The organism is Sphingomonas sp. UNC305MFCol5.2 (assembly GCF_000712135.1).
GTDB lineage: Bacteria > Pseudomonadota > Alphaproteobacteria > Sphingomonadales > Sphingomonadaceae > Sphingomonas.
In genome coordinates this window covers 450798-476129 of the sequence record NZ_JOOE01000002.1, presented here as the reverse complement: position 1 = coordinate 476129, position 25332 = coordinate 450798, and the positions used below count along the sequence as shown (strand labels likewise).

Here is a 25332-nt window from a genome sequence, read left to right as displayed (position 1 = left end):
ATGGCCCGGCCACTCACGCTAGACCCCGACAGGCTGTTTCCCTCCGACGACCGTACGCGGAGCATCGCGCGTGCGCTTTACGCGGAGGTCTCCGGGTTGCCGATCATCAGTCCGCACGGCCATACCGATCCGAAATGGTTTGCGACGGACGAGAACTGGTCGAACGCGACCGAGCTGCTGCTCTCGCCCGATCACTACCTTTATCGCATGCTCTATTCGCAGGGTGTCGCGCTCGACGATCTCTGCGTGCCGAGCAAGGCGGGCCTGCCCTCGACCGATCCGCGGAAGGCGTGGCGGACGTTCGCGGAGAATTTCCACCTGTTCCGCGGCACGCCGTCCAGCATGTGGCTCGGCCATGTCTTTGCCGAGGTGTTCGGCTTCGACGTCGCGCTCGATGCCTCTACGGCCGACCTCTATTACGACCGCGTCAACGAGAAGCTCGCGAGCGACGCCTTCCGCCCACGCGCGCTGTTCGATCGCTTCGGCATCGAGTTTCTCGCCACCACCGAAGGGCCTCAGGACGATCTCTCGCCGCACCACGCGATCCACAAATCGGGATGGAAGGGCAGGGTGGTCACTACCTATCGTCCCGACGCGGTGATCGATGTCGAGCACGAGCAGTTCGCCGGCGCGATGCGAACCTTCGCCGATCTGACCGGCGAGGACGTCTGGTCATGGGACGGCTATCTCGCCGCGCACCGCAAGCGCCGCGCCGATTTTCGCGCGGCCGGCGCCACTGCGACCGATCACGGCCACCCCACGGCCCGCACCGCGAACCTGCCCTATGACGAGGCAGAGCGGCTATTCCGCACGATCCTGTCGGACAGTTGGACGCCGCAGGACGCCGAGCTGTTCCGCGCGCAGATGCTCACCGAAATGGCGGCGATGAGCATCGAGGACGGGATGGTGATGCAGATCCACCCGGGATCTTTCCGCAACCATAATGGCGGGCTGTTCGCGAGCCATGGCCGCGACAAGGGCGCAGACATTCCGATGCGCACCGATTACGTCCACGCATTGAAGCCTCTGCTCGATCGCTTCGGCACCTCGACATCGCTGTCGATCATCCTCTTCACGCTCGACGAGACGGTGTATGCGCGCGAGCTGGCGCCGTTGGCGGGGCATTATCCGTGCCTCAAGTTGGGGCCGAGCTGGTGGTTCCACGACAGTCCCGAGGGGATGCGCCGTTTCCGCGAGCAGGTCACCGAGACTGCGGGCTTCTACAACACCGTCGGCTTCAACGACGATACCCGCGCCTTCCTGTCGATCCCCGCGCGGCATGATGTCGCTCGGCGGATCGACTGCGGCTTCCTCGGCCAGCTGGTCGCCGAAGGGCGGCTGCTCGACTGGGAAGCCTTTGAACTCGCGCACGAGCTGACTAACGGGCTCGTCCGCAAGGCCTACAAACTCGACCAATCCGCGCCGGCGCCCGTCGCCGCAGCAGCCTGAACCAAACGGAGTATCCTATGTTTGACCGCACCTATTACGCTACGCACCCCGATATGATGGAGTGCGTCTCGAACGAGGAGCTTCGCGACCGCTATCTGATCGACGGCCTGTTCCGCGAAGGCGAGTGCGTGCTTAACTATACGCACGCCGATCGCTTCGTGATCGGCGGCGTTGCGGTTGGATCGGGCGCGGTGAAGCTGCCCGACCAGACCGAGCCGCCGTCCGCGGCGGGCCACCCGTTCCTCGAGCGTCGCGAACTGGCGGTGGTCAACGTGTCGTCCGTCGAAGGTACCGTCACCGTCGACGGTGAGAGCTTCACGCTGGGCAACAAGGACTGCCTCTACGTCACGATGGGCGCGAAGGAGGTCCAGTTCTCGGGCGATGGCGCGCGCTTCTATCTGGCCTCGTGCCCCGCGCATAAAGGCTTCCAGACCCGGAAACTCTCGATCGCCGACGCCAACGCGCTCGAGCGCGGCAGCCTCGAGGAATCGAACGAGCGGACGATCTTCCAGCTCGTCATCCCCGGCGTGTGCGACAGCGCGCAGCTCGTCATGGGCCTGACCGTGCTCAAGCCGGGCAGCGTGTGGAACACCATGCCTCCGCATATCCACGAGCGCCGCAGCGAGATTTATTTCTACTTCGAGCTCGACGGCTCCAACGATCGCGTCTTCCATTACATGGGCGAAGGCGAGGCGATGCGGCATATCGTCGTCGCCAACGAGGAAGCGGTGATCTCGCCGCCCTGGTCGATCCACATGGGCTCGGGCACCAAGGCCTATGCTTTCATCTGGGCGATGGCGGGCGAGAACCAGGATTATACCGACATGAACGTGCTGGACATCTGCCAGCTGGCGTAACGCGCGCGGCGGGGCGCTCCTTTTCCGTTCGTGTCGAGCGAAGTCGAGACACGGCCGCAAGTGCCCCGCCACGGTTTCTCGACTTCGCTCGAAACGAACGGTTCCTTTTGACATGACCAATCCCTTCGACCTGACCGGCAAGGTCGCAATCGTCACCGGGGCGAACACCGGCATCGGGCAGGGTATCGCGCTCGCGCTCGCCGGCGCCGGCGCCAGCATCGCGGCCGTCGGCCGCTCGGCCGCCACCGAGACCGTCGAGAAGGCCCGCGCGCTCGGCGTGCGGGCCGAGATTATCTCCGCGGATCTCTCGACGATCGAGCCTGTGGGCAGGATTGTGGACGAAACTGTGGATAAACTCGGCGGGCTCGATATCCTCGTCAACAATGCGGGGATCATCCGCCGCAACGACAGCCTCGATTTCTCGGAGGAGGATTGGGATGCGGTGATCGACACCAATCTCAAATCCACGTTCTTCCTCTGCCAGGCCGCCGGCCGTCACATGGTCAAGCAAGGCCGCGGCAAGATCATCAACATCGCCTCGATGCTGAGCTTCCAGGGCGGCATTCGCGTGCCGTCCTACACTGCATCCAAATCCGGCGTCGCGGGGCTCACCAAGCTCCTCGCCTGCGAATGGGCATCGAAGGGCATCAACGTCAACGCGATCGCCCCCGGCTATATCGCCACCAACAACACCACCGCGCTTCAGGCCGACGAGACCCGCAACCGCCAGATCGTCGAGCGTATCCCCGCGGGCCGCTGGGGCGATCCGGGCGACCTCGGCGGTGCCGCGGTGTTCCTCGCCTCTTCGGCCTCGGACTATGTCCAGGGCCATGTCCTCGCGGTTGACGGCGGGTGGCTGGCGCGATGACCATCGCATTCTTCGGCGAAGTGATGCTGCGGCTCTCGCCGCCGGGGCGCGAGTTGCTGCTGCAGACGCCCAAGCTCGAAGTGAATGTCGGCGGTGCCGAGGCGAATGTCGCCACGGGGCTCGCCTGTCTCGGTCACGCCACGCGCATGATTAGTGCCGTCGCGGACAATCCGCTGGGCGGCGCAGTGATCGGCGAGCTGCGCCGGCGCGGCGTCGATACGTCGACCGTGGCGAGCGAGGAGGGGCGTCTCGGCCTCTATTTCCTCACTCCAGGGGCGGGGCTGCGGGCTTCCGAAGTCGTCTATGACCGGGCGCATTCGGTGTTCGCCACGCGCCCGGCCGACAGCTGGGACTGGGACCGGCTGCTCGAAGGCGCGACCCGACTGCATCTGTCGGGGATCACCCCGGCGCTCGGCCACAACACCGCGGAGGCGGCGATCGCCGCCGCCGAGGCTGCGTCCGCCAGGGGCGTCCCGGTTTCGTTCGACGGCAATTACCGTGCGAAGCTTTGGGAAGCCTGGGACAGTGACCCGCGCGCGGTGCTCAACCAGCTGATCGGCCATGCCGACATATTGTTCGGCAATCACCGCGACGTCTCGCTGCTGCTCGGCAAGCCCTTTTCGGGCGAAGGCTCGGATCGGCGGCGCGAGGCGGCGGAGGCGGCCTTCGCGCATTTCCCCAGGCTCCAGACGATCGCCTCGACTGCGCGGCATGTCGACGATGCCGACAGCCACCGCGTCTCGGCGCGCGTCGATACGCGCGGCGGCGCGCACCAGACCGATGAAGTGCTGATCGCCGGCATCGTCGATCGGATCGGCGCGGGCGACGCCTTTGCGGCGGGCGTTCTGCATGGCCTGATCGAGAGCGACGGCGATGCGCGTGCCGCCGCGAAGTCGGGACTGGCGCTGACTGCGCTCAAGCACTCCCTGCCCGGCGATGCCAGCCTGTTCACGCGTGCCGATCTCGCGGCCTTCGAAGCTGGAGGACTGGACGTTCGTCGATGACAGAGAGGCGCAGCGGCGCCCGTGGGAGGGTGTATGTCGAGGGATATCGTCGCGGATGAGGCGGCATTGCCGCGCCCGGGCGCAGTAGCGTTCAGGCAGATCTACGGTATCGATGACGGCTTCGAGACGGAGCTGCGCGAGGCCTGGACCTTCATCGAGCCGCATATTGCAGGCATTGCGCGCGACTTGCTCGAGCGACGCGCGGGCGGGGCCGTTTCCGGCGAACTCGTGGCGTCACGCGTCGAATATGCCCGCGAGAAGCTGTCGCGACCCATCGACCAGCGCTGGCTCGACACAGTCGTCGTCGAGGCGGACCGGATCGCTCAGCGCGATCTCGATTTTTCGGTCGTGGCGACGTCGATGCTGGTCGCGCAGATGCGCATCCACGCGTTGTTCTTCGAACTCACCCGGGATCCCGACCAGCTCGAACGACTTACGCGCTCGACCCAGAAGCTCGCCGGGATCGAGTTCGAGATCATTGCCAGCCGGTTGCGGGCGATCGCCCGGGCGCGCAACCAGACCGCAGTGCGCGCGGAGGCAGCGGCGGTGGGGCAACAATTGGGCGAGGCGATCACCATCAGCGCCCGCGCCAGCCGCGACGTCGCCGGCTTCACCGAACGTACCGCAGCCGAGATGGAGTCGCTGAGCAAGCCCGCCGCCGAAGTCGCGAGCGCCGCCGATCAGTCGGCGACGGCGATGGGGCAATCGGCGGAGAGCGCCGCGGTGCTGATCTCGGCCTTCGATCGCGCGCGCGCGGAGGCGCTGGCGGCAACCGAAGTCGCTGCGCGAGCCGATGCCATCGCGATGCAGGGTGCCGAGAACGCCGCGAATCTCGCTTCCCACACTGCGCAGATCGAATCGGTGCTGACGCTGATCGCCGGTATCGCCCAGCAGACCAAGCTGCTCGCGCTCAACGCCAGCATCGAGGCCGCGCGCGCGGGCGAGAGCGGGCATGGCTTCGCCGTGGTCGCGCAGGAGGTGCGCAGCCTCGCCGATCAGGCGGCCGATGCCACCGGCGGCGTCACCGTCACGATCCGCCAGGCGCAGAATGCCAGCGAAGTCATGGCGCACACCAATCAGGCGATCCTCGCGGTCGTGAGCGAGCTGATGGAGCGGGTGCGCGGCCTTTCGTCCGAGATGGAGGCGCAGGTGAGCACGGTCGGTGCGATCCTAGCCTCGATCGACGAGACCGCGATGTCGTCGCGCGAGATCGCGGGGCTGATCGCGCAGATCAGCGGGCGCGTCTCGGAGCTTGCCGCCGCCGCGCAGGATGCCGGGCGGCAGGCTGCGCAGGCAGGGGATGCGCTGCGCCGGGTCGAGGAGACCGTCGGCCAGTTCATGTCCGAAGTGTCGCGTCAGGAGTGATCATGGATCGTCGCACTGTCCTCGCCTCCGGGCTCGCGCTGGGCATTGCCGGCGCCGCGCGTGCATCGGCGCCCGCCGAAATCGAGCGGGTACCGCTGTGGCCGGGAACGCCGCCGGGCGGAGAGGGGCTGGGAGTCGCGGACGTGACGGTCCCGCGCTCGCCGAAACCCGACGACATCGCTTGGACGCATATCGGCACGCCGGCGATAACAGTCGCGCGCGCCGCGAAGCCCAATGGCGCGGCGGTGCTGCTCATTCCCGGCGGGGGCTATGCGCGAGTCGCGGTGGGCCGTGGGCCGGGCAAGATCGCGCAGATGTTCGCCGCGCAGGGGATCACGGCGTTCGAATTGCTCTACCGCCTGCCGCACGACGGCTGGCGTGCCGGCCCGGTGACGCCGCTCCAGGACGCGCAGCGCGCGATGCGGCTGATCCGCGCGGGTGCCGCCAAATGGGGGATCGATCCCGCGCGCGTCGCCGCAATGGGTTTTTCCGCGGGCGGGCACGTGGTGGGCTCGCTCGGCACGCGTGCCGACAAGGTCATTTATGATCCGATCGACGCCGCCGACCGGCTGCCTGCGCGGCCGATTGCGGTCGCGATGTTCTTCCCGGTGGTATCGATGCTGCCGCCGATCGCGCACGACCAGTCGCGCCGCGAGTTGCTCGGCGCCGATCCTGCCGAGGCGCTGGCCCGCGCATGGTCGCTCGAGCTCGACGTTCCCGCCGCGACGCCGCCCACCCTCGTCTGTCACGCCGCCGACGACAAGACCGTCAAGCCGGCGAATAGCCTCGCGATGTTCGCAGGGCTGCAGGCGGCGCGCATCCCGTCCGAACTGATGATCGCTGAGAAGGGCGGGCACGGCATCCCGCTGTTCGATGCCGACGGCAAGCCGTACGTCTGGTTCGATCTCTTCCGCCTCTTTGCCGCCCGCCACGGCTGGCTTCCCAATTTGTGAGACGCTTTTCCACATTGGCTTGACAGGCGTAATGCCGATAAGACAGGTTGGCCTGACCAATTGGGAGGGTGCCTTGTCCAGATCCGTCGGTGCCGTGCTCGGCATGTTGCTATCGACTGTCGCAGCCTCCGCGATCGCGCACGATGCGTCGACCGTGGTCGCCTCTCCGCGCGCGACGTACAATCTCAATCCCGGCTGGCGCATGGCCACCGGCGAGCAAGCAGGTGCCCAGCAGGCGGGCTTCGACGACGGCGGCTGGCATCAGGTCACGCTCCCCAACGCCTTCAACGAGAAAGAAGCCTTCGCCCGCGACATCAAGGATCTCTCGACAGGCATCATCTGGTACCGCAAGCGCATCACGCTCCCCACGCAAGGCTCCGTCGCGCGCGCGTTCCTCGAGTTCGAAGGCGTGCGTCAGGCCGCGGAGGTCTGGGTCAACGGCCAGTCGGTCGCCTTGTCCGAGAACGGCGCGATGGCGTTCGGCGCCGACATCACTGCGGCGCTCCGGCCCGGCGAAAACGTCATCGCGGTCCGCGTCGACAATGACTGGAAATACAAGGAGCGCGCGACCGGCAGCGGCTTCCAGTGGAACAACAACAATTTCAATGTCAATTACGGCGGCATCACCAAGAATGTCCGGCTGCACCTGACCGGTCCGGTCTATCAGACCCTCCCGCTCTATGCCGGGCTCGGCACCACAGGCCAATATGTCTGGGCCGACGGCTTCGACGTGAAGGCCCGCCGCGCGACGATCCACGCCCAGACCCAGATCCGCAACGCCGGTGCGACTCCGCGCAAGATCGGCTACCGCGCCGAGATCCGCGACCGCGACGGCCGCGTCGTCCGCCGTCTCGACGGCGGCAACGCGACGCTGGCCCCCGGCGAAACCCGCCTGCTGACTGCCGCCGGCACCGCAGAAAACCTCCATTTCTGGAGCTGGGGTTATGGCTATCTCTACACCGTCACCACGATCCTGACCGAGAACGGCAAGGTGATCGACAGCGTCGATACCAGAACCGGTTTCCGCCAGACGAAGTTCGCGGACGGCATGGTCACCCTCAATGGCCGTGTCATCCAGATGCACGGCTATGCCCAGCGCACCTCGAACGAATGGCCCGCAGTCGGCGTCTCGATCCCGCCCTGGCTCAGCGATTTCTCCAATGGCCTGATGGTCGAAAGCGGCGGCAATCTCGTCCGCTGGATGCACATCGCGCCGTCGAAGCAGGACGTCGAGAGCGCCGATCGCGTCGGCCTCATCCAGGCGATGCCCGCCGGCGATGCCGAGAGCGACGTCATCGGCCGCCGCTGGGACCAGCGCAAGGAAGTGATGCGCGACGCGATCGTCTATAATCGCAACAACCCCTCGATCCTGTTCTACGAGGGCGGCAATGAGAATATCAGCGACGCGCACATGGCCGAACTCAAGGCGATCCGCGACCAATATGATCCGCATGGCGGCCGCGCCGTCGGCTCGCGCGAGATGCTCGACAGCAGGGTCGCCGAATATGGCGGCGAGATGCTCTACATCAACAAGAGCGCCACGAAGCCGGTCTGGGCAATGGAATATTCGCGCGACGAGGGCGCCCGGCTCTACCAGGACGAATTGACCCCGCCGTTCCACAAGGATTCGCCCGATTACAACCGCAACCAGGACAGCCACGCGATCGAGGACGTCAAGCGCTGGTGGGATTACTACCGCGTGCGTCCGGGGACCGGGAAACGCGTCAGCTCGGGCGGCGTCAACATCATCTTCTCGGATTCGAACACGCATTATCGCGGCGACAATAATTACCGTCGCTCGGGCGAAGTCGATGCGGTGCGCCTGCCCAAGGAGGGCTTTTACGCGCATCAGGTGATGTGGAGCGACTGGGTCGACAGCGTCACCCCGCGCACGCACGTCATCGGTCACTGGAACTACGCGCCGGGCATCTCCAAGGACGTCACCGTCGTCTCGAACGGCGACAGTGTCGAGCTGTTCCTGAACGGCCGTTCGCTGGGCAAGGGTGCGCGCAGCAACGGCTTCCTGTTCGGCTGGAAGCAGGTCCCATGGGCGCCTGGGACGCTCCGCGCGGTCGCTACCTATGCCGATGGCCGCAAGTCCGAGCATAGCGTCGAGACTGTGGGCGCCCCCGTGGCCCTGCGCCTCACGCCGCACGTCTCGCCGCGCGGCTTCGTGATGGATGGCGCCGACATCGCGCTGGTCGATGTCGAAGTAGTCGATGCGAAAGGCCGGCGCGTTCCGACTGCGCACGACATGGTCAAATTCACGCTCGACGGTCCCGCCGAATGGCGGGGCGGGATCGCGCAGGGCGATTCCTCAGGCAAACCGCGTGCGGCAATCGCCACGGGTCCGGCCGAGCCGGCCAAACCCGCTGGCGCCGACCAGACTACCCAATATGCCGGCACGGCACGGACCGAGGATAATTTCATCCTCTCGCCGAACCTCCCCGTCGAGGCCGGAGTGAACCGTGTGTTGCTCCGTGCAGGCACGCAAGGCGGCACGGTACGCATCGCTGCGACGGCAGCGGGGCTGGAAGGCGCGACGCTGACGATGCCGACAAAAGCGGTGAAGCCCGTAGCCGGTGGGCTATCGTCCGATTTCCCCGAGGATCACCAGCCCGGCTTGCTCACGCGTGGGGCGACGCCTTCGGGCCCCTCGTTCACGCCGAGCCGGACGACCGTCACCGCCGCATCGATCGTCGCAGGTTCTAACCAGCCCGACGCGGCAAACAGCGCCGACGACAATGAGCTTTCGCGCTGGACCAGCGACGGCCAGCCGGGCTCGGCCTGGATCGAATATCGCTTCGCCGCGCCCGCGACGCTGAGCGAGATCGACCTGAAGCTCGTCGGCTGGCGCTCGCGCAGCTACAATTTGCGGATCACGCTCGACGGCAAGACGGTGTGGGAAGGCGAGACCGAGCGCCAGCTCGGCTACGCCAATGTGAAGTTCGCCGCCGCTACCGGCAGCATGCTGCGTATCACCCAGATCGGTCCGGTCGTCGATCGCGACGCCTTCGGCAAGGTCATCGAGCTCGATACCTCGCGCAAGGCAGGTGACACCGGCGCCGACGCGGTACCGCCGGGCTGGCGGCTGGGCGTGGTCGAGGTCGATTTCCATGGACCCGTCGCGCGGAAATAGTGTTCCCGATCCAGCGGTGATGGTACCGACGCTCGCGATGACGTGGCGGCGAGACAACAAGCCTGAAGGCAACGCGAACTCGTCGCGCGCGCTTTGGCTGGCGCTGGGCTGGTTCTTCGTCTTGCTGGGCTTCGTGGGCGCGCTTCTGCCGTTGATGCCGACGACGATCTTTCTGATCCTGGCAGTCGGCTGCTTCGCGCGCTCGTCACCGCGGCTCGAGGCCTGGCTCCTCGATCATCCGCGGTTCGGACCGTCGCTCCGTGCGTGGCGCGAAAACGGCGCGATCACGAAGAAGGGGAAGCTTCTCGCCTGTACGGGAATGGCGCTGGGTTACGCCATCTTCTGGTTCACGGCGCGCCCCGGCTTGACGGCGGACGTTGTCGTGGCGCTCGCATTGGCAGGGTGCGCCGCGTTCGTGCTGAGCCGGCCTACCGCGCGGTGACGTGGGGCTAGTTCGAAGATATAGACGGCGGGGCCCGCGCGCTCACCGTCGGCGGGCGTGATGGTGGCGCGAAGCGTGCTCCGGCGGGTGAGCGCCGCATATCGGCGCCATTCGGCTGCGAAGTCGGCCTGCGCGTCGCGATAACGGTCATAATGGGTCAGCACCGCATAGCGCGCGTGGCAGCTTTCGAGGCGAGGCGAGGGGACGCTGGCGAGATCGACGATCGGACTGCCCGACCGTAGCGTTTCGACTTCGGCATAGCGAATGCGCCCCGTGAGCATCGCCCGCGCATCGACGCATCCCGCGCTGCCAAGGGGAAAGAGCAATTTCCACGGACCATCGATCAGATCGAGCGCGGCGTGCTCGACGACGATCGACGCGTCGGACGGAACATGCGCGCGGATCCATGCCGAAGCTAGCTGGCGCGTATCGTTCGCACGCGCGACCGCGCGATCCTGCACCGGTGGAAGCATCGGCAGGATCAGGAGCAGGCCGGCCAAAGGCTCGACGAGGCGCAACGAGCGCCCCGTCCAGGCGCGTGCCATATCTGAAAGTGCATGGACGGCGTATCCCGTCATTATCGCGACGAAGGGCAATAGCGGCACCAGCCAGCGCTCCCAGCGCAGCGTCTGGATTGAGATCAGCACGGCGAAGGCACCCGCGCCCGGCAGCAGTGCGATCGCCGGGCCGCGGTTGCGCAGCGGCAGCAGGATCGTACCGAAGGTGGCTAGCGCGATGTTGATTGCGCCGAATGATCCGAACAACGAACGCAGATACCATCCGAAATTGTCGAGCAGCCCGCCCCCCGTGGATCCCGGATGGATCGGTCGCGCTTCGCCGGTCAGATTTCGAACGACTGCCGGATAATCGAGCAGCAGATAGGGCGAGGCGAGGAACAACGTCGCCACTGCCGCGCCGGCGAACGCGAGGAGGTTCCGTGCTTCGCGCTTTCCTTGAGCCACGCGCCAAATCCCGGCGGCGATGGGGCTCAGGGCGAACGTCGCGGCCGGCCATTTGGTGGCGCAGCCGAGTCCGACGAAGATTCCGGCCAGCAAATAGGCACGCAGCCTGCCACTTTCGGCGATCGAGAGCGCGGAAGACAGGCAGAGCAACATGAATACGCTGGCCTGGATGTCAGTCCGGATAAGCTGCGAATACTCGATATGCACCGCGTTGACCGCCAGAAAGGCCGCGGCGAGCAAACCGGTGCGCGTGCCGCCGATCCGCCGGCCCAGCCGCCACGTCAGATAGACGCACACGACTCCGAAGGTTGCGATGAGAATCCTGGCTGGAAGGAACAGGATCCCCGGATCGGCATAGGCCGCGCGCACAAAGGCATCGGCATCGGCATAGCGGCCGGTGGCGATGCCGATACTCCCGACGATCAGATCGGTCAGTGCAAGGCAATAAAGCGTAATCGTGCCCGGGTGACCGAACCAGCCGGGGTTCAGGCTGTTGTTCCGCAGCATCTCGATCGCGGTCATCATGAACAGCGGCTCATCGGGATCGTAGAGCGCGGGAAGCCCGAAGCCGATCCCGCGTATCCGCAGGCCCGCCGCCGCCAACAGGATCAACAGCAACAGGCTGTGCTGCGTCCAGGAATCGCGGCCGGCGTTACGGGCTGGGGGGGTGGGTTCCGTCATCGTGCTGAAGTGATGACGTGGAGTGACGATGCGAACCGTAATCCTGGCCGGCGGTCTGGGCACCCGGCTCGGCGAAGAGACGTCGGTGCGGCCGAAACCGATGGTCGAGATCGGCGGCATGCCGATCCTCTGGCATATCATGAAGATCTATTCGTCGAGCGGCTTCAACGACTTCGTCGTGTGCCTTGGCTATAAGGGCTATCTGATCAAGGAGTTCTTCGCGAACTATTTCCTCCACACCTCCGACGTGACGATCGATCTGCGCGGCGGCAACGGCATGGAAGTCCATTACGCCCGCAGCGAGCCGTGGCGGATCACGCTCGTCGAGACCGGCGCCTCGACGATGACCGGTGGGCGGCTGGCGGCGATCCGGCCCTATCTCGATCCCGACGAGCCGTTCTGCCTCACCTATGGCGACGGCGTCGCCGACATCGACGTCGGCGCCCTGGTCGATTTTCACAAAGCCCATGGCCACCGCGCGACGATCACCTCGGTCTCGCCCCCCGGCCGTTTCGGGGCGCTCGAATTCGAGGCGGGCAAGGTCGTCGATTTCAAGGAAAAGCCGGCTGGTGACGGCGGCCAGATCAATGGCGGGTTCTTCGTCGCCGATCCCTCGGTGCTCGACCTGATCGATGGCCCGGACACAATATGGGAAGCGGGGCCGCTCGAACGCCTCGCGCGCGGCGGCGAGCTGATGGGTTATCGCCATGACGGTTTCTGGCAGCCGATGGATACGCTGCGCGACAAGATGTACCTCGACGAATTGTGGAAGGCGGGCAACGCACCGTGGAAGCGCTGGTGAACGATTGGCGCGGACGCCGGGTGCTCGTCACCGGCCATACCGGCTTCAAGGGCAGCTGGCTGAGCCTGTGGCTGCATGCGCTCGGTGCCGAAGTCACCGGCTTCGCACTGCCGCCGCTGAGCGAGCCGAGCCTGTTCGCTGCGGCGCGGATAGACGAACTGATCGCGCACCATGAAGGTGACGTCCGCGATCTGACCACGGTCCGCGCCGTCGTCGAGGCCTCGCGGCCGGAGGTGATCTTCCACCTCGCCGCGCAGCCGCTGGTGCGCTTGTCCTATCGCGAGCCGGTGGAAACCTATGCGACCAACGTGATGGGGACGGTACACCTGCTCGAGGCGGCCCGGCGTACACCGGATGTCGCCGCGATCGTCTGCGTCACCAGCGACAAATGCTACGAGAATCGCGAATGGGTCTGGCCCTATCGCGAGAACGACCCAATGGGTGGGCACGACCCGTATAGCAGCAGCAAGGGGTGCGCAGAGTTGGTGGCGGCCGCGTATCGCAGCTCGTTTTTCGCCCAGGGTCCGGCGCTGGCAACGGTGCGTGCCGGCAACGTCATCGGCGGCGGCGACTGGGCGACCGACCGGCTGATACCCGACCTGATCCGCGCCTTCGAAGCTGGCGCATCGCCGCTGATCCGCTCGCCGGACTCGGTTCGCCCGTGGCAGCACGTGCTGGAGGCGTTGGGGGGGTATCTTAAGATTGCCGAGCGATTGCTGATTGGGGAGAGGGAATTCGCCGATGCGTGGAATTTCGGACCCTCGGATGACGATACCCGGCCGGTTTCGTGGATCGTCGAGCGGATGCGAGCGGCTTGGGGCGGTGCGCCGCACCCACAGGCCGATCACGGTCCGCGGGTCCACGAGGCGGGGCTGTTGCGGCTCGACTGCTCGAAGGCACGGACGGCTTTGGGTTGGCAGCCGACGCTCAACCTCGAAACGACGCTCGATTGGATCGTCGCCTGGCACAAGGCGACCGGCCGGGGCGAGGATGCGCGAGAGGTGACGCTCGCCCAGATCGCGAACTATTCGGCGGCTTCGAGCCGGGGTTCGTTACGCGTCGCCGCCTGAGCCGGTGCCGCAGGCCGGACAGGCGCGGTGGAGGAATTCGCTCATACAGGACCTCCCGCGGACCGGAAGGTGACGCGGCTGTGCCAAAACCAGCTGCCGAGGACCAGAAGCGCAGTGAAGCCGAGCTGGGCGAGGATCGGAGGCACGCCGCCGAGCTCGACGAGCAGCGGCAGCGCAGCCCAATTGGCGGCATAATTGAACAGATAGAAGCTGGAGAAGGTGCCGAACTCGCGCGCGATATTGCCGCGGGTGCGGAACACGCCGATCTTGTAGGTCGCGAAGGCGAAACAGAGGCTGATCGCCTGCGCGACGCCGAGCGCGATCAGATAGTGCATGTGGAACGTCGGCACGCTCCACAGCAGCAGCGGATAGATCGCCAGCCCGAACGCGGTGTTCGCCGCGCCGGCCAGCATGAAGCGGAGCGGACGCTCGGCGCGCGCCATCACTCCTCCTCCAGCAATGCGATGCGCATGTTCTCGCGCAGCGTTTCGCGCGGGAGGAAGGGCGAGAGATCCTCGAGCGGCGGCGAGGTTATCCGGCCGTCGGGATGCGCCTTCGCGCTGAGCTTGGGGGCGAAGGCGACATGCTCGTCGATGAAGATCTCGCAGATCACCGGGCCTTCGGCGGCGAGCGCGGCTTCGATCGCGCCGGGAAGCTGGTTGTGCGATTCCGCGCGGAAATAGGCGAAGCCGAATGCCGCCGCGACCTTGGAGAAATCGGGGAAGGTGACGTCGCTCTTCGGCCCGCCGCCGACTTCGACGCCGTTGAAGAAGTTACGATGCGTCTGGAAGATCGAGACGTAACCATTGTTGTTTATGAGGAAAACCTTCACCGGCAGGCCGTAGCCGGCGATGGTCTGCATCTCCTGCAGGTTCATCATGATGCTGCCGTCGCCGGCGATCGCGACGACGCGCTGCTTGTTGCCTGTCGCGGCGCACACCCCGATCGCGGCGGGAAGGTCATAGCCCATCGTCGCGCAGCCCGAATTGGTCCACAGCCGCTGGCCGCGCTTGATCTCGGCGACCTGGAAGCTGACCACGCAGGCGCTGCCGTTGCCGGTGACCACGACATCGTCCTCGCCGAGTTGCGCGAACAATGCGTCCATTGCCGCATAGGGATGGATGGTCGGGCCGTGGTCGCGATATTCGGGGAGCATCGCGGGGAAGCGCCGGACGCGCTCGCGCGACCATTCCAGCCATTCCCGATGCTCCGGCGTCGGCCCGGCATAGGGTGCTTCGAGCAATGCGGGGATCAGGTCGGCAAGGTCTGCGACGACGGGCATGTCGGGCGATACGGTCGGCTTGCGCAGCTCTACGGGATCGATGTCGACCCAGATCTTGTATGCCTCGCGCGCGAAGGTCCTCCAATTGTAGCTGACCTGGCGGATGTTGAGCCGGCTGCCGAGGATCAGCAGCAGGTCGGCGCTCTGCGCCACCATGTTGCCGCCGCGATCGCCGACCGTGCCGGGGCGCCCGGCATAGAGCGGATGCGCGTTCCACAGCACGTCATGCGCGTTCCAGCCGGTGACCACCGGCACGCCGAGCTTTTCGATCAGCCGCAGGAAATCCGCGTGTGCGCCGCTCAGCCGCACCCCGCTGCCGGCGAAGACCACCGGGCGCTCGGCCGCGCTGAGCTTCTCCAGAATGGCAGTGGCCGCCGCGCCGAGATCGGTCGCCTTCCACGGCTCGTCGAGCTCGGCTGGATCGAAGCCGGCGAGCTGGTCCGGGTCGATCTTCGCGGCCTGCACGTCGAGCGGGATGTCGAGCCACACCGGCCCCGGTCGGCCGCTGGTCGCAAGATAGAGTGCCTTTTCGAGATGGTAGCGAATGCTGGGCGGGTCGGTGACCATCGTGACATATTTGGTGATCGGGCGAACCAGCTCTTCGATATCGAGCTCCTGATCGCCGAACTGGCGCAGCGGCAGCCCGGTGGCGCGCACCGTGGTCTCGGTCTTCACCTGGCCCGAGATGACCAGCATGCCGATCGAATCGACATAAGCGCCGTAGACGCCGGTGATCGCATTGGTGCCGCCAGGTCCCGACGTGACGTTGACCACCGCGAGGCGGTTGGTCAGCCGGTAATAGGCCTCCGCCGCCATCGACAATGCCTGCTCGTGATGGGTGAAGGTGGTGGCGAGTTTCGGATGGGTCCCCAGCGCATGGTTGAGGTGCATCGCCCCCCCGCCAGTGAGCATGAAGACATGGTCGATGCCGTGCGCGGCGAGCCGATCGGCCACCCAGTCGGCGAGCTTTACTTGAGTCATGGTTTCCATCCGTTGGAGAGCGCGGTGCGGCGGATCGCATCGTCGAGGCCGGTGGTCGCGGTGACGCCGAGTTCGGCGCGTATGCGCGCGGTAGAGGGGACGTAGCGGCCGGGGTTCCAGCCGGGATCGGGCTTGCCGAGGATCTCGACGCCCGGACCGCCGAGCAGTGACGCGGTTCGGCGAGCCAGGTCGGCGATCGAGACGGCCTCTTCCGAGCCGATGTTGTAGACCGCGCCGGGCTCGCCCTCGATCAGCAGCGCCCACAGCCAGACGGCGAGATCGGCGGCATAGAGATAGGAGCGGACGGCCTCGCCCGATCCGGCGACGTGGATCGTACGGCCCGCCATCGCGTCGCGGATGAAATTGCCCGCGGCGAAGTGCACATCAAGCGACAGCAGGGGGCCGAGCAGCGCGAAGATGCGTGCATTGATCACGCCGAGCCCGAACTGCTTGGCGTAGATCGCGCACAGCGTTTCGGCGGCACGCTTGCCTTCGCTATAGGCGGAGACCGGGTCGCACGGGTCCGGGCCACCGCGCCAGTCTTCGGCGACATGCGTCACTTCCCAAGGCTGCGGACCGTAGACCGCGCCCGAGCTGAGGAAGAAGAAGCGCGCCTCGCTGTCGGCTGCCAGGTCGAGCGCGCGCCGCGTTCCATGGACGATCGTCTCGAACATGCGCCGGGGGTCGTTGGCGTTGAGCGCGGCGCGCGCATCGATCGCGGCGTGGATGACATGGGTGTAATCGGTCGCGGGCGCCACGAAGCTAGCGGTGTCCCCCTTCACCAGACCGAAGCGCGTGGCGAGATGGGGTGCGCGCGTCGCGAACGCGTCGGGGTCGCGGCTCAGCAGCGTGACTTCGACGTTGATCCCCGAGCGGGCGAGCGCTTCGAGCATCCAGCGACCGATGAAGCCGGTGCCGCCGGTCATGAAGATCCGCGCTCCTGAGAGCCGCGGCCAGAGCGGGGCGAGCGCTTTGTCGATCGCCGCCAGATCCTGCTCGAAGATCATGCCGGCAAGAGACCGAGCGAGGGGCGGTGGGTGCGGTGCGCGCGGATCACCCGAACGATGCTGTCGAGCGCGAGCGCCCAGAGGATCAGCGCCACCAGCCCCGGCCGGACGAAATGGCCGACGGCCAACCCGAAGCTCGGCGTCACCGGCTGGCCGCTCAGCCAGCTGTTGGTGGAGAGTTCGAGCACCGTCGACAGCGGCCAATCGGTGACGAGGCATAGTAGATAAGCGCAGACGATCGCGACGATCGGGCCCACGCCCTTCCATGGCTCAAGCAACACGAGGAAGAGCAGGAAGGTCTGGGTGTAGCCGCCCGGCGACTGAGTCACGAGATACGCTGCGAGCAGGATGATCGACACACGGTGGAGCGGCAAAGCCCTGGGCTGAAGCCATGCACCTGCCAGTGCCAGCAGCGCTATCGCCTGGCTGGCGCGGATCACGATGGGCACGAGGAACTCGATGGTCTCGACGGTGCGCGAAGGCACGAACTGGAGTATCGGAATCTGCGAGCCGCGGACCAGCAGCAGGGGGGCGTAGCTGGTCGAATAATGGATCTCGTTCCACACCTGGCCGCTCTGGAACACGACCCAGTTGGCGGTATTGGCGACCAGCTCGACCGGCGTGCCGGCACCGACGATCGCCAGCGTGACGAGATAGAGGAAGATCGTCGCGATCCCGGCGAGCTCGAGCATGCGCCATTCGCGTTTCACGGCGTGGGCGAGAACGGGCAGCAGCAGATAGGGCTTGAAGTTGATCGTCGCCGCTTCGGCCAGCCAGCGCCACGGGCCGCGCGTGACCAGCGGGCCGTGGGCGATCACGAAACAGGCGAAAGCGACGAGGATGAGGTTGCCGCGCTCGAGCGTGAAGAGGAGCGGCAGGCCGAGCCCGAAGGCGATCGTGCGCATCGGCGCGGTGCGCGGATCGGCGCGGCGGAAGCTCAGCCAGACGAGCAGCCCGTCGAGCAGGTAGAAGCCCAGGATCGTCGCAGTGCCGAGCCAGTCGCAGTCGCGGGCATGAAAGGGCGATTGGAGATAGCAGCCGGGCAGGCTGAACAGGTCGAGGAACACGAAGGACAATGGCGGGTAGATGCTCCGCCACACGTCGTAGGCGCCGGGGCGGTTCGCCCAGAAGGCGGTGTTGAACCAGTCCATGAACGTGTCGTTGGTGTCGAACACGAAGGGCTGCGGCAGATAGCCCGTCGCATGGAAGGCTATCGCGGTGGAGACCACGCTCGCCACAACAGCGAGCGCGAGAAGGAATTCGGCGAAGAGGGCGAACCGGCTTCTCGAACTCCCCTCCCTGAAAGGGAGGGGTAGGGGGTGGGTAGGCGACGGGCGGGGCTCGATGCCCCGGCCGGCGCCTTCCGCCGCGAGGTCGATTGAATCTTTTGGGCGCGCAGACGCGCGCACCCACCCCCAGCCCCTCCCTTGCAGGGAGGGGAGTCTCGGGAGGCGCGGCCAAGCCTTCACGGGCGGCGAACGAGCACCCGCGCTGCCGGGCGCGCGCGGTCGGCGGGGAAGTTGACTCGTTCGGCCTCGATCACCAGCGGCACGTTGCGGCCGCGCTCGGCGAGCAGGCGGACCTGTTCGCCGATCAGGCCGAGGAACAGCAGCACCACTGCGAACATGCCGAAGCCGAGCGCAAAGCCGAGCAATGCGAGGGCCGGTCCGCCGAGCAGCGTGGCGGCGGTCGCGGCGAGCAACGTCAGCAAAGCGATACCAGCGGCGAGAAAGGCCAGAAGGATCGGCAGGCGGAGCAACGACTTGGCCGAGCCGGCGAGACCCGAGAGGGCGAAGGAGGCGAGCGCGGCGAAATCGTTCTTGCTCGCCCCTGCGGCGCGTTCGGGCCGATCGACGGGGACCACCGCGAGCCGGAAGCCGCTTTCGACGAGCATGCCGCGGAAAAAGGGCTCGGGCTCGTTCCACGCCGCGAGCGTGTCCACGACCACGCGGTCGAACAGGCCGAAGCCCGTCGCGCCCGGGATCACCGGATAGTCGCCGAATTTGCGGAGGAGTGCATAGCCCAGCCGGCGGGTGACGCCGAGCAACGGCGACGTGTGTTCGGAGCGCCGCTGGCCGAGCACGACCTGCGCACCCGCGCGCCACTGGCGGACGAATTCGCCGATCATCGCGGGCGGGTCCTGGAAATCGGCGCACATGCCGATCACCGCCGCGCCCTCCGCCTGGTAGATGCCATAGGTCGGCGAGCGCATCTGGCCATAATTGCGGTTGTTGAAGATCGCGCGGATGCGGGGGTCCTCGGCGCAGAGCGCGCGCATCAGATCGCGGGTGCCGTCGGTCGAGTTGTTGTCGATCAGCAATATCTCGTGCGAGCGCACGTGCCGCGCCGCCTCGGCGGTCACCGCGGCGCAGATCGCGCGGACATTCTCCTGCTCGTTGAAGCAGGGGATGACGATCGACAGTTCCGGCGTCATTGCGCGGCCCGGGGACGCAAACGCAGGTCGATGCCGGTCGCGGGGGCATAGACTTCGGTGAATAAAGCGAGGGCGATCAGCAGCGCGAGCAGCGCCATCGCGGGTATGTTGTATTTCCGGTCGGAATCGAGCCGCGGTGCTTCGATCAGCTGGACGTCCGACGCTGTCTCGGCCGCGAGCGTCTCCACCGCGACTTCTTCCGACGAACGCGCGTAAACCTCGTACAGCGCCTGCGCGAAGCGATAATCGCGGTAGCGGTCGAGATATTCGCCCGAGATTTCGGAAAGGCCGGCGACGTTGGGCCCCGCCGCCTCGGTGCCCGGGCTGGTCGTCCGGGCGATCTGGCCGCGCAGCGACGCGACTTCGGACTGGACCGCCTGAAGCTGAGGATTCTCCTCTCCCTGAAAGCGCTGGAGCGTCTGCAATTCGACGAGCTTGGCCTGTAGCTGCGCCTCGAGCCCGGCGCGCACCGCCAAGGCCGAGCCGAGCTGGGCCTCGGGCTCGGCGAGCCGGTTGCGCCGCCGGAAGGCGGTGAGCGCGGCTTCGCTCGTGACCACGCGGTCGGCGGCTTCCTTGAAGCGCTGCTGCACCACGTCGCGCTTGCGGTGGACGCGGTCGCGGCCCAGCGCGATGATGCGGTCGCTGATCGCCTGCACATAGGCGCGCGTCATCGCTTCGGCCTGGCGCGGATCATGGGTGCGGACTTCGACTTCGACGATCCCGCCGGTCAGAGAGTGGATATCGGCCTTCTTCGCCAGCGCGACGCGGGCGCGGTCCTGGCTGGCATAGCCGCCTGGCCCCACCAGCTTGAGCTTCTGGATCACCGCGTCGGTGACTTCGGTGCCGCGCGCGATCGCAAGGTACATGTCGATCGGCTGCTTGGCGCCGCCGAACAGGGCCGCGAAGCCCTGGAGCTGCCCGCCCAGCGCATTCATCATCGAGCCCAGCCCGATGCTGTTATTGTCCTGCGGCACCATTTTGGCGCGCGCGACATAAGGCTGGGGGAAGACGCAGAGCAACGCGAGGAGCGCCGCGAGCGCCGCGTAGCCGATCCGCCGGCGGCGCGGCTCCTGCACGAACGCGATCGGACTCAATTTGCCAGCCCCTTGATCGTGGCGGCACCGACCAGCCCGCCGAACAGCGTGCCGGTGATGTCGCGCAGCCGCGCCCAGAATTCGCCACGGTTGGCGTCGATCGGCACATAGACGAGATCGCCGGGAAGGGCGGTGGCACGCAGCACGCGCTTGCCGTCGGCCAGCACGGTGCCGTTGGCGCGCACGACGAAGACTTCGCCCTTGTCGCCCATCTTCTGCACGCCGCCCGCCAGCCGGATGAAGTCGCCGATCGTGGCGCCATCGCGATATGCGAAGGAGGCAGGCGTCGGCACCGCGCCGAACACGCCGACCGTCACCGGGCGCGGGGGCACGTAGATCGTGTCGTTATTCTCGAGGATCAGGTCGCCCGGAAGCGCATCTGCGGTCACCGGCAGGTCGAAGACGAGGCGACCGCTGGGTCTACGCTCGCGCAGCTGATCGACGATCGAGCGGATCAATGTGAGATTGGCCGGCTGGACCAGCTGGGCGCGATTGGCCGAAGTCACCGGCTGCGAAGTCAGCAGCAGCTCGACATCCTCGACGGCGCGTTCGAAGCTCTCCTGTTGCTGCGCCTTGACGCTCTCGCGCGTGATGATGCTGGCATAAGGGAAGGCCTGTGCGGTCAGCCCGCCGGCCTGCGTCACCACGTCGGCAAGGTGTGTGCCGGGCTTGAAATAATAGCGGCCGGGCTTCGACACCTCGCCGCTGATCGTGACGAGGACCGCCTGTTGCTCGAGCGGCCGGGCGATGCCGATATTGGAGAGCACGCGGACGATGTCGCCGCGGCGGGCCTTGCGGGTCGCCGCTTCCGCAGCGCTCAGTTCCTCCCAGCCGGTCTGTCCGCGGCCGAGCGAATCGAACACCATCAGCCGGCTGGCGTCCGCCACGGTGTTGACGCCGCCCGCATAGAGGATCGCGTCGTTGAGCGTCTCGCCGGGCGCGAGTTCGAAGATCGCCTCGCGATTGACGCTGCCGATCACGGCAACCTGCTCACCCGCCGGCGCGACGTAGAGCACGTCGCCGTTCTGAAGCACGGCATCGCCGCTGCGATCGCCCGTGAGCAGCAGATCGTAGAGATCGAAATCCGAGACCAGCCGGCCGCCGCGGCGCAGCTGGATCGAGCGGAAACTGCCGCCCGCGGCCGGCCCCCCCGATGCCAGCACCGCGTTGACGAGAGTCGACAGGCTGCCGACCGTGTACGAGCCCGGCGACGCGGCGAAGCCGGTGACATAGACCGTCAGGCCGTGCAGGCGCCCGACCGCGACCTCCAGCTGGAAGCCGCGATATTGCCGCGAAACCCGGCGCGCGATGACGTCGTGCACGTCGCCATAGCGCACGCCGCCGACGGTGATCGCGCCGATGCGAGGGACGAAGATGCGCCCCTCGCTGTCGATCGTCAGCCGGAGATTGGCCGCCTGTACCGAGCCCGTGAGGCCGAGCAGCAATTCGTCGCCGGGGTTGAGGCGATAGTCGGGGGGCACGGTCGCGCTCGGGCCTGCAGTGAAATCGCGCGCGCCGGGGACGAGCAGATCGGCTCCGAAGCGACGCAGCGGGGTGCTCGCAGCGGCCGAGACGAAGCTTTCGAACTCGCTCGGGCGGGTCTGCGGCACCTGCCTCGGCGGTGCCTCTTGCGCGTGTTCGGTGGCACCGCCGCGGGAATCGGTAACCGGCGGCTCGATCACCGTCGGCTGATACGGGGCGGCCTCGGCAGGGGGAACCGCGACCTGTGCCGCGCCAGCACGGCGGGCGAGCGGATCGCCCTGTTGCTGTCCGGTGGCGACGGGCGCGGCGAGTTGCGCTGCCGCCGGCACGGGCGCGAGCGCCAGCGCGCCGCCAGCGAGAAGCTTCCATCGGGCAATCATGAGACGAGGCAATCCAGTTCAATGAGGCCCGCCGCGGGGCTGAGCAGGACATCGGCAGCCTGTTCCCAGAGGCCGGGGCTTGCAGCGGCGAGCACGCCAATGCCGCGCCCGCCAACGCGATAGCGCGTGCCGTCCCAATGCGTGATGCGACCGCCGGCTTCGGTGAGGAACAATGCGCCTGCGGCATGATCCCAGGGCAGGATGCGCTGGAACAATGCGACGTCGTCGCTGCCGAATACGAGCCGCGGATAGCTTTCGGCGGCGCAGCGCGGGACGGGGACGACGGCGAGGTGCCGATCGGCATGCGCGTGTACGCGCTCGCGCAGCCCGGGGTTGAGGAAATGGGTTCCCAGCGCCGCGCGCAATCGCTCCGCGCCGGTCGGTCGAGCCCGGACGACTGCGCCGTCGCAGGTCGCGCCCAGCCCTCGCGCAGCGTGGCAAAGCCGACCGCTCAGCGGATCGAACATCCATCCCGCGACCGGGCTGCCATCCTCGACCAGTGCGATCATCATTCCGAACGGCGCGCGCCCCGCGGCGAAATTGGCCGTGCCGTCCAGAGGATCGATCAGCCAGACGAGGCCCTCGCCGACGTCGTCGAGCAGAGCCGGATCGCGCTCCGTCGCTTCCTCGCCGACGATCCGCGCACCGAGACCGAGCGTCGCGAGCCCGTCATGCAGGCGGAACTCGGCTTCGCGATCGGCGATCGTGACGATCTCACCCGCGGACTTGACCGTCACCTCATGCCCCGCGAGCGCGCGGAACCGCGGGACCACCACCTGCGCGGCGACAGTGCGCAGCAGCGCCGAAACCTCCTCGTGCAACGACATGAGTGATCAGGCAGCCACGCTCGCCAGGCGTCCGATCGCGGCCCCGCCGCCGCGTTCCTGGATCATCCGGATGCGCGACAGATCCTCGTCGGCGATCGCGCGATAATAATCACGCTTGTTCTCGAGCCAGGCGAGCTCGAATGCCACCGCATTGGCGATGCCTGCCTCGAACGATGGCGACATGGCCGCCGCGCCGTCGAAAATCACTTTCCGGGTCTCGAACCTGTCGAGCCGCACGCTGCGGATTTCGCGCAGGGCAGGGCCCGCCTCGACTGCGACCGAGCCGCCGACCACCAGAGTCAAATCGTGATCGGCACAGGCCTGTGCGACCCGCAATACGGCTTCGGTGATCTGGCGTTCGTTGATCGCCTTGCGCGGAAGCCCGCGCGAAAGAGTGAAGTCGACTCGCCCGAAGACGATGCCGTCAAGCCTGGCCTTGGCGATTGGCAGCATCGCGTCGAGATTGCGCAGCGTCGCCTCGGTCTCGAGGTTGAACAGGAACTGGGTGCCCTCGGAATTGTCGCCATAGGTCTTTGCCTTGGCCTCGGCGAACTTGGTGAGGGCGTACGGCGTCTCGACCATCGGGGCGATGACGTGATCGACGCCATACAGCTTCGAAGCGAGCAGGTCCGACACCGCCTCGCAGCCGCCGATCTTGAGCGCGACCTTGAGATCGGCGCGATGCGCGAGCTCGAGCAAGCGCAGGAACTCGTCGGGTCGCGTGCCCTCGGCCTCGAATTCCGCCTTGACCGCGACGACGCCGTAGCGGTCGCGACCCATTTTGAGCATGTCGAGCATGCGGCGTTCGGTGGGGTTCATCCTCGCCTCCCTGGCTGAAAAAAGCATGTACTGGCGGGAAGTGAGACGGAGCTTGGCCCGGCTTCCCGCAACATTCCGGCGGGCGGAATTTTTTTCTTTTCGGGCTTACGGGTCGCCCCGATCGGCTACGTCAGAACGATGATGCCCGGCATGTTACCCCTCCACCTGGTTCTGTCGCTCTTGTCCTCCCCGGACCGCGAGCCGGTGGCGCCGGGCATCACCGAGCTCCCCGGCGGCAACCGCGCGGCTTTCCGTGGCGGCGACGCGGATATGCCGGCGCCCGTCCCGAAGCCGCAGATCGAGGCGGTAGCCCGGGATGCGCCCGAATTGGGCGTGCCTTTTCCCCGTCTGTCTTCGCGTTTCGGACGGCGGGGTGATCCGTTCCGGCGGGTGGCCGCCATGCATTACGGCGTCGACATACCCGGCCGCATGGGAACTCCTGTGCTCGCATCCGCGGCCGGCGTGGTGCGCTTCGCCGGCGCCGCGGGGAGTTATGGCGAAATGGTCGAGATCGATCATGACGGGGCACTGGCCACGCGCTATGCGCATCTGTCGCGGATCCTCGTGCGCCCGGGCACCCGCGTCGAGCAGGGACAGCCCGTCGCCCTGATGGGATCGACGGGACGCTCGACCGGCAGCCATCTCCATTTCGAAGTGCGGATCGGTGGTCGCGCAGTCGATCCGCTGGCGTATCTGGGCGCCGCGACCCCGCAACCGGTCAAGGCTTGGATCAAAGCCGACACGCCCCATATCTCGGCCTTCGCCCGGGCGCGCGCCGAACAATCGCAGGGACGCGCCTTCTGAACCGTTATGGAATCTCGTTTGCAGCAGGTCGGTCTTCGCGTCCCGAACATTTCAGGCCGTCGGCAGCCCAGGCTTTGCCGCGCCCGATGAACCGCGACGAAGATATCAGTGGGCTCCAGCGCGTGATCCTGAACGAGCGCAGCCGGCTGCTTCGCTTTCTCGCTGCGCGCGGGCTGGCGGATGAGGCCGAGGACGCGCTCCACGATCTGTGGCAGCGAGTGGCGGCCGCGCCGTCTCAGCCGATCGCGGATCCGCTTTCCTATCTGTTCCGCGCCGCCGAGAACCTGGTCCGGGACCGGCGCCGCTCGACCGTGAGCCGCGATCGGCGGCATCACGACTGGCACGAGACCAGTGTGCCGGGCGAGGAGCAGCCGACCGGCGAGCGCGCGCTGATCGCGCGCGAACGGCTCCGCGAAGTTCAGTCGACTTTGGCTGCCTTGGGGCCGCGCGTGGAGCTGGTGTTCCGCAAATGCCGGCTAGACGGACTTGGCCAGGCGGCGATCGCGCGCGAGCTCGGGGTCAGCCTGAGCTCGGTCGAGAAGGATCTGCAAAAGGCGTATCGGGCCCTTGCGCAGCTCAGGGCGAAATTCGATGCGGAATGATCGCCCCGGCTCCGTCATAGGGATGTTA

Annotated in this window: 22 protein-coding genes; 12 read left to right on the top strand and 10 right to left on the bottom strand. The window is 66.9% G+C overall.

The annotated features are described in order from the left end of the window. The 8 genes from uxaC to BR78_RS21350 all read left to right on the top strand — a co-directional run bounded on the left by uxaC (position 1) and on the right by BR78_RS21350 (position 10077). Positions 1-1449, top strand: coding sequence for a glucuronate isomerase (uxaC, locus tag BR78_RS0109390; RefSeq protein ID WP_029936287.1), 1449 nt, complete (start codon positions 1-3; stop codon positions 1447-1449). A 17-nt stretch (positions 1450-1466) separates the two neighbouring features. Further along, positions 1467-2306, top strand: coding sequence for a 5-dehydro-4-deoxy-D-glucuronate isomerase (gene kduI / locus BR78_RS0109385; RefSeq protein ID WP_029936285.1), 840 nt, complete (start codon positions 1467-1469; stop codon positions 2304-2306). 112 nt (positions 2307-2418) lie between these two features. Next, complete coding sequence (kduD, locus tag BR78_RS0109380; protein ID WP_029936284.1) at positions 2419-3174, top strand: 2-dehydro-3-deoxy-D-gluconate 5-dehydrogenase KduD; 756 nt, start codon at positions 2419-2421, stop codon at positions 3172-3174. Next, a complete protein-coding gene (locus BR78_RS0109375) occupies positions 3171-4178 on the top strand; it encodes a sugar kinase (RefSeq protein WP_029936281.1) in 1008 nt (335 codons plus the stop codon). The genes kduD and BR78_RS0109375 overlap by 4 nt, the downstream gene beginning before the upstream one ends. A gap of 33 nt (positions 4179-4211) precedes the next feature. Then, complete coding sequence (locus tag BR78_RS20910; protein ID WP_051683274.1) at positions 4212-5543, top strand: methyl-accepting chemotaxis protein; 1332 nt, start codon at positions 4212-4214, stop codon at positions 5541-5543. Between the two features lie 2 nt (positions 5544-5545). Then, the gene (locus BR78_RS0109365) at positions 5546-6496 is read left to right on the top strand and encodes an alpha/beta hydrolase (RefSeq protein ID WP_029936277.1); all 951 of its coding nucleotides are present in this window, start codon (positions 5546-5548) and stop codon (positions 6494-6496) included. A 73-nt stretch (positions 6497-6569) separates the two neighbouring features. Further along, positions 6570-9635: a DUF4982 domain-containing protein gene (locus BR78_RS0109360; protein ID WP_029936275.1), complete on the top strand. Its 3066-nt coding sequence runs from the start codon at positions 6570-6572 to the stop codon at positions 9633-9635. 37 nt (positions 9636-9672) lie between these two features. Next, positions 9673-10077 carry a YbaN family protein gene (locus tag BR78_RS21350; RefSeq protein ID WP_081855745.1) on the top strand — a complete coding sequence of 135 codons (405 nt, stop codon included), beginning with the start codon at positions 9673-9675 and terminating at the stop codon, positions 10075-10077. Here BR78_RS21350 and BR78_RS0109355 read toward each other — a convergent pair. Further along, the gene (locus tag BR78_RS0109355; protein ID WP_197021340.1) at positions 9966-11720 is read right to left on the bottom strand and encodes an ArnT family glycosyltransferase; all 1755 of its coding nucleotides are present in this window, start codon (positions 11718-11720) and stop codon (positions 9966-9968) included. The genes BR78_RS21350 and BR78_RS0109355 overlap by 112 nt on opposite strands. 28 nt (positions 11721-11748) lie before the next feature. Here BR78_RS0109355 and rfbF point away from each other — a divergent pair, with 28 nt between their 5' ends. Together rfbF and rfbG are read left to right on the top strand one after the other, a co-directional pair. Next, positions 11749-12522, top strand: coding sequence for a glucose-1-phosphate cytidylyltransferase (rfbF, locus tag BR78_RS0109350; protein WP_029936272.1), 774 nt, complete (start codon positions 11749-11751; stop codon positions 12520-12522). Continuing rightward, on the top strand, positions 12519-13592 hold the full coding sequence (gene rfbG / locus BR78_RS0109345) for a CDP-glucose 4,6-dehydratase (RefSeq protein ID WP_231478224.1): 1074 nt from the start codon (positions 12519-12521) through the stop codon (positions 13590-13592). The genes rfbF and rfbG overlap by 4 nt, the downstream gene beginning before the upstream one ends. Positions 13593-13633: 41 nt before the next feature. Here the strand turns inward: rfbG and BR78_RS0109340 are convergent, their stop codons facing one another. The 9 genes from BR78_RS0109340 to BR78_RS0109300 all read right to left on the bottom strand — a co-directional run bounded on the left by BR78_RS0109340 (position 13634) and on the right by BR78_RS0109300 (position 23898). Then, a complete protein-coding gene (locus tag BR78_RS0109340) occupies positions 13634-14035 on the bottom strand; it encodes a GtrA family protein (RefSeq protein ID WP_029936267.1) in 402 nt (133 codons plus the stop codon). Beyond that, a complete protein-coding gene (locus tag BR78_RS0109335; RefSeq protein ID WP_231478223.1) occupies positions 14035-15855 on the bottom strand; it encodes a thiamine pyrophosphate-binding protein in 1821 nt (606 codons plus the stop codon). The genes BR78_RS0109340 and BR78_RS0109335 overlap by 1 nt, the downstream gene beginning before the upstream one ends. Further along, positions 15852-16862, bottom strand: a complete 1011-nt coding sequence (locus BR78_RS0109330; protein ID WP_025560575.1) for an NAD-dependent epimerase/dehydratase family protein — start codon at positions 16860-16862, stop codon at positions 15852-15854. The genes BR78_RS0109335 and BR78_RS0109330 overlap by 4 nt, the downstream gene beginning before the upstream one ends. Beyond that, positions 16859-18091 carry a hypothetical protein gene (locus BR78_RS0109325; RefSeq protein WP_231478222.1) on the bottom strand — a complete coding sequence of 411 codons (1233 nt, stop codon included), beginning with the start codon at positions 18089-18091 and terminating at the stop codon, positions 16859-16861. Before BR78_RS0109325 ends, BR78_RS0109330 begins: the two co-directional genes overlap by 4 nt. 236 nt (positions 18092-18327) lie before the next feature. Further along, positions 18328-19296: a glycosyltransferase family 2 protein gene (locus BR78_RS0109320; protein ID WP_025560577.1), complete on the bottom strand. Its 969-nt coding sequence runs from the start codon at positions 19294-19296 to the stop codon at positions 18328-18330. Next, positions 19293-20390: a hypothetical protein gene (locus BR78_RS0109315; protein ID WP_025560578.1), complete on the bottom strand. Its 1098-nt coding sequence runs from the start codon at positions 20388-20390 to the stop codon at positions 19293-19295. The genes BR78_RS0109320 and BR78_RS0109315 overlap by 4 nt, the downstream gene beginning before the upstream one ends. Then, complete coding sequence (locus BR78_RS0109310) at positions 20387-22252, bottom strand: SLBB domain-containing protein (protein ID WP_025560579.1); 1866 nt, start codon at positions 22250-22252, stop codon at positions 20387-20389. Before BR78_RS0109310 ends, BR78_RS0109315 begins: the two co-directional genes overlap by 4 nt. Next, entirely contained in the window at positions 22249-23079 is an 831-nt protein-coding gene (locus tag BR78_RS0109305; protein WP_025560580.1) for an inositol monophosphatase family protein, read from the bottom strand. The genes BR78_RS0109310 and BR78_RS0109305 overlap by 4 nt, the downstream gene beginning before the upstream one ends. Positions 23080-23085: 6 nt before the next feature. Continuing rightward, a complete protein-coding gene (locus tag BR78_RS0109300; RefSeq protein WP_025560582.1) occupies positions 23086-23898 on the bottom strand; it encodes an aldolase/citrate lyase family protein in 813 nt (270 codons plus the stop codon). A 150-nt stretch (positions 23899-24048) separates the two neighbouring features. Here BR78_RS0109300 and BR78_RS0109295 point away from each other — a divergent pair, with 150 nt between their 5' ends. Together BR78_RS0109295 and BR78_RS0109290 are read left to right on the top strand one after the other, a co-directional pair. Further along, positions 24049-24702, top strand: coding sequence for a M23 family metallopeptidase (locus tag BR78_RS0109295; RefSeq protein ID WP_231478221.1), 654 nt, complete (start codon positions 24049-24051; stop codon positions 24700-24702). A gap of 86 nt (positions 24703-24788) precedes the next feature. Next, positions 24789-25304: an RNA polymerase sigma factor gene (locus tag BR78_RS0109290; protein ID WP_025560584.1), complete on the top strand. Its 516-nt coding sequence runs from the start codon at positions 24789-24791 to the stop codon at positions 25302-25304. Positions 25305-25332: the final 28 nt, after the last annotated feature.

Coding starts and splice junctions, on each gene's coding strand:
- BR78_RS0109375 (WP_029936281.1), top strand. CDS start 3,171: ATGACCATCGCATTCTTCGGCGAAGTGATGCTGCGGCTCTCGCCGCCG.
- BR78_RS0109355 (WP_197021340.1), bottom strand. CDS start 11,720: ATGACGGAACCCACCCCCCCAGCCCGTAACGCCGGCCGCGATTCCTGG.
- kduD (WP_029936284.1), top strand. CDS start 2,419: ATGACCAATCCCTTCGACCTGACCGGCAAGGTCGCAATCGTCACCGGG.
- uxaC (WP_029936287.1), top strand. CDS start 1: ATGGCCCGGCCACTCACGCTAGACCCCGACAGGCTGTTTCCCTCCGAC.
- BR78_RS0109320 (WP_025560577.1), bottom strand. CDS start 19,296: ATGACGCCGGAACTGTCGATCGTCATCCCCTGCTTCAACGAGCAGGAG.
- BR78_RS20910 (WP_051683274.1), top strand. CDS start 4,212: ATGTCGAGGGATATCGTCGCGGATGAGGCGGCATTGCCGCGCCCGGGC.
- BR78_RS0109290 (WP_025560584.1), top strand. CDS start 24,789: ATGAACCGCGACGAAGATATCAGTGGGCTCCAGCGCGTGATCCTGAAC.
- BR78_RS0109365 (WP_029936277.1), top strand. CDS start 5,546: ATGGATCGTCGCACTGTCCTCGCCTCCGGGCTCGCGCTGGGCATTGCC.
- BR78_RS0109340 (WP_029936267.1), bottom strand. CDS start 14,035: ATGGCGCGCGCCGAGCGTCCGCTCCGCTTCATGCTGGCCGGCGCGGCG.
- rfbF (WP_029936272.1), top strand. CDS start 11,749: ATGCGAACCGTAATCCTGGCCGGCGGTCTGGGCACCCGGCTCGGCGAA.
- BR78_RS0109305 (WP_025560580.1), bottom strand. CDS start 23,079: ATGTCGTTGCACGAGGAGGTTTCGGCGCTGCTGCGCACTGTCGCCGCG.
- BR78_RS0109330 (WP_025560575.1), bottom strand. CDS start 16,862: ATGATCTTCGAGCAGGATCTGGCGGCGATCGACAAAGCGCTCGCCCCG.
- BR78_RS21350 (WP_081855745.1), top strand. CDS start 9,673: ATGACGTGGCGGCGAGACAACAAGCCTGAAGGCAACGCGAACTCGTCG.
- BR78_RS0109300 (WP_025560582.1), bottom strand. CDS start 23,898: ATGAACCCCACCGAACGCCGCATGCTCGACATGCTCAAAATGGGTCGC.
- BR78_RS0109295 (WP_231478221.1), top strand. CDS start 24,049: ATGTTACCCCTCCACCTGGTTCTGTCGCTCTTGTCCTCCCCGGACCGC.
- BR78_RS0109310 (WP_025560579.1), bottom strand. CDS start 22,252: ATGATTGCCCGATGGAAGCTTCTCGCTGGCGGCGCGCTGGCGCTCGCG.
- BR78_RS0109335 (WP_231478223.1), bottom strand. CDS start 15,855: ATGACTCAAGTAAAGCTCGCCGACTGGGTGGCCGATCGGCTCGCCGCG.
- kduI (WP_029936285.1), top strand. CDS start 1,467: ATGTTTGACCGCACCTATTACGCTACGCACCCCGATATGATGGAGTGC.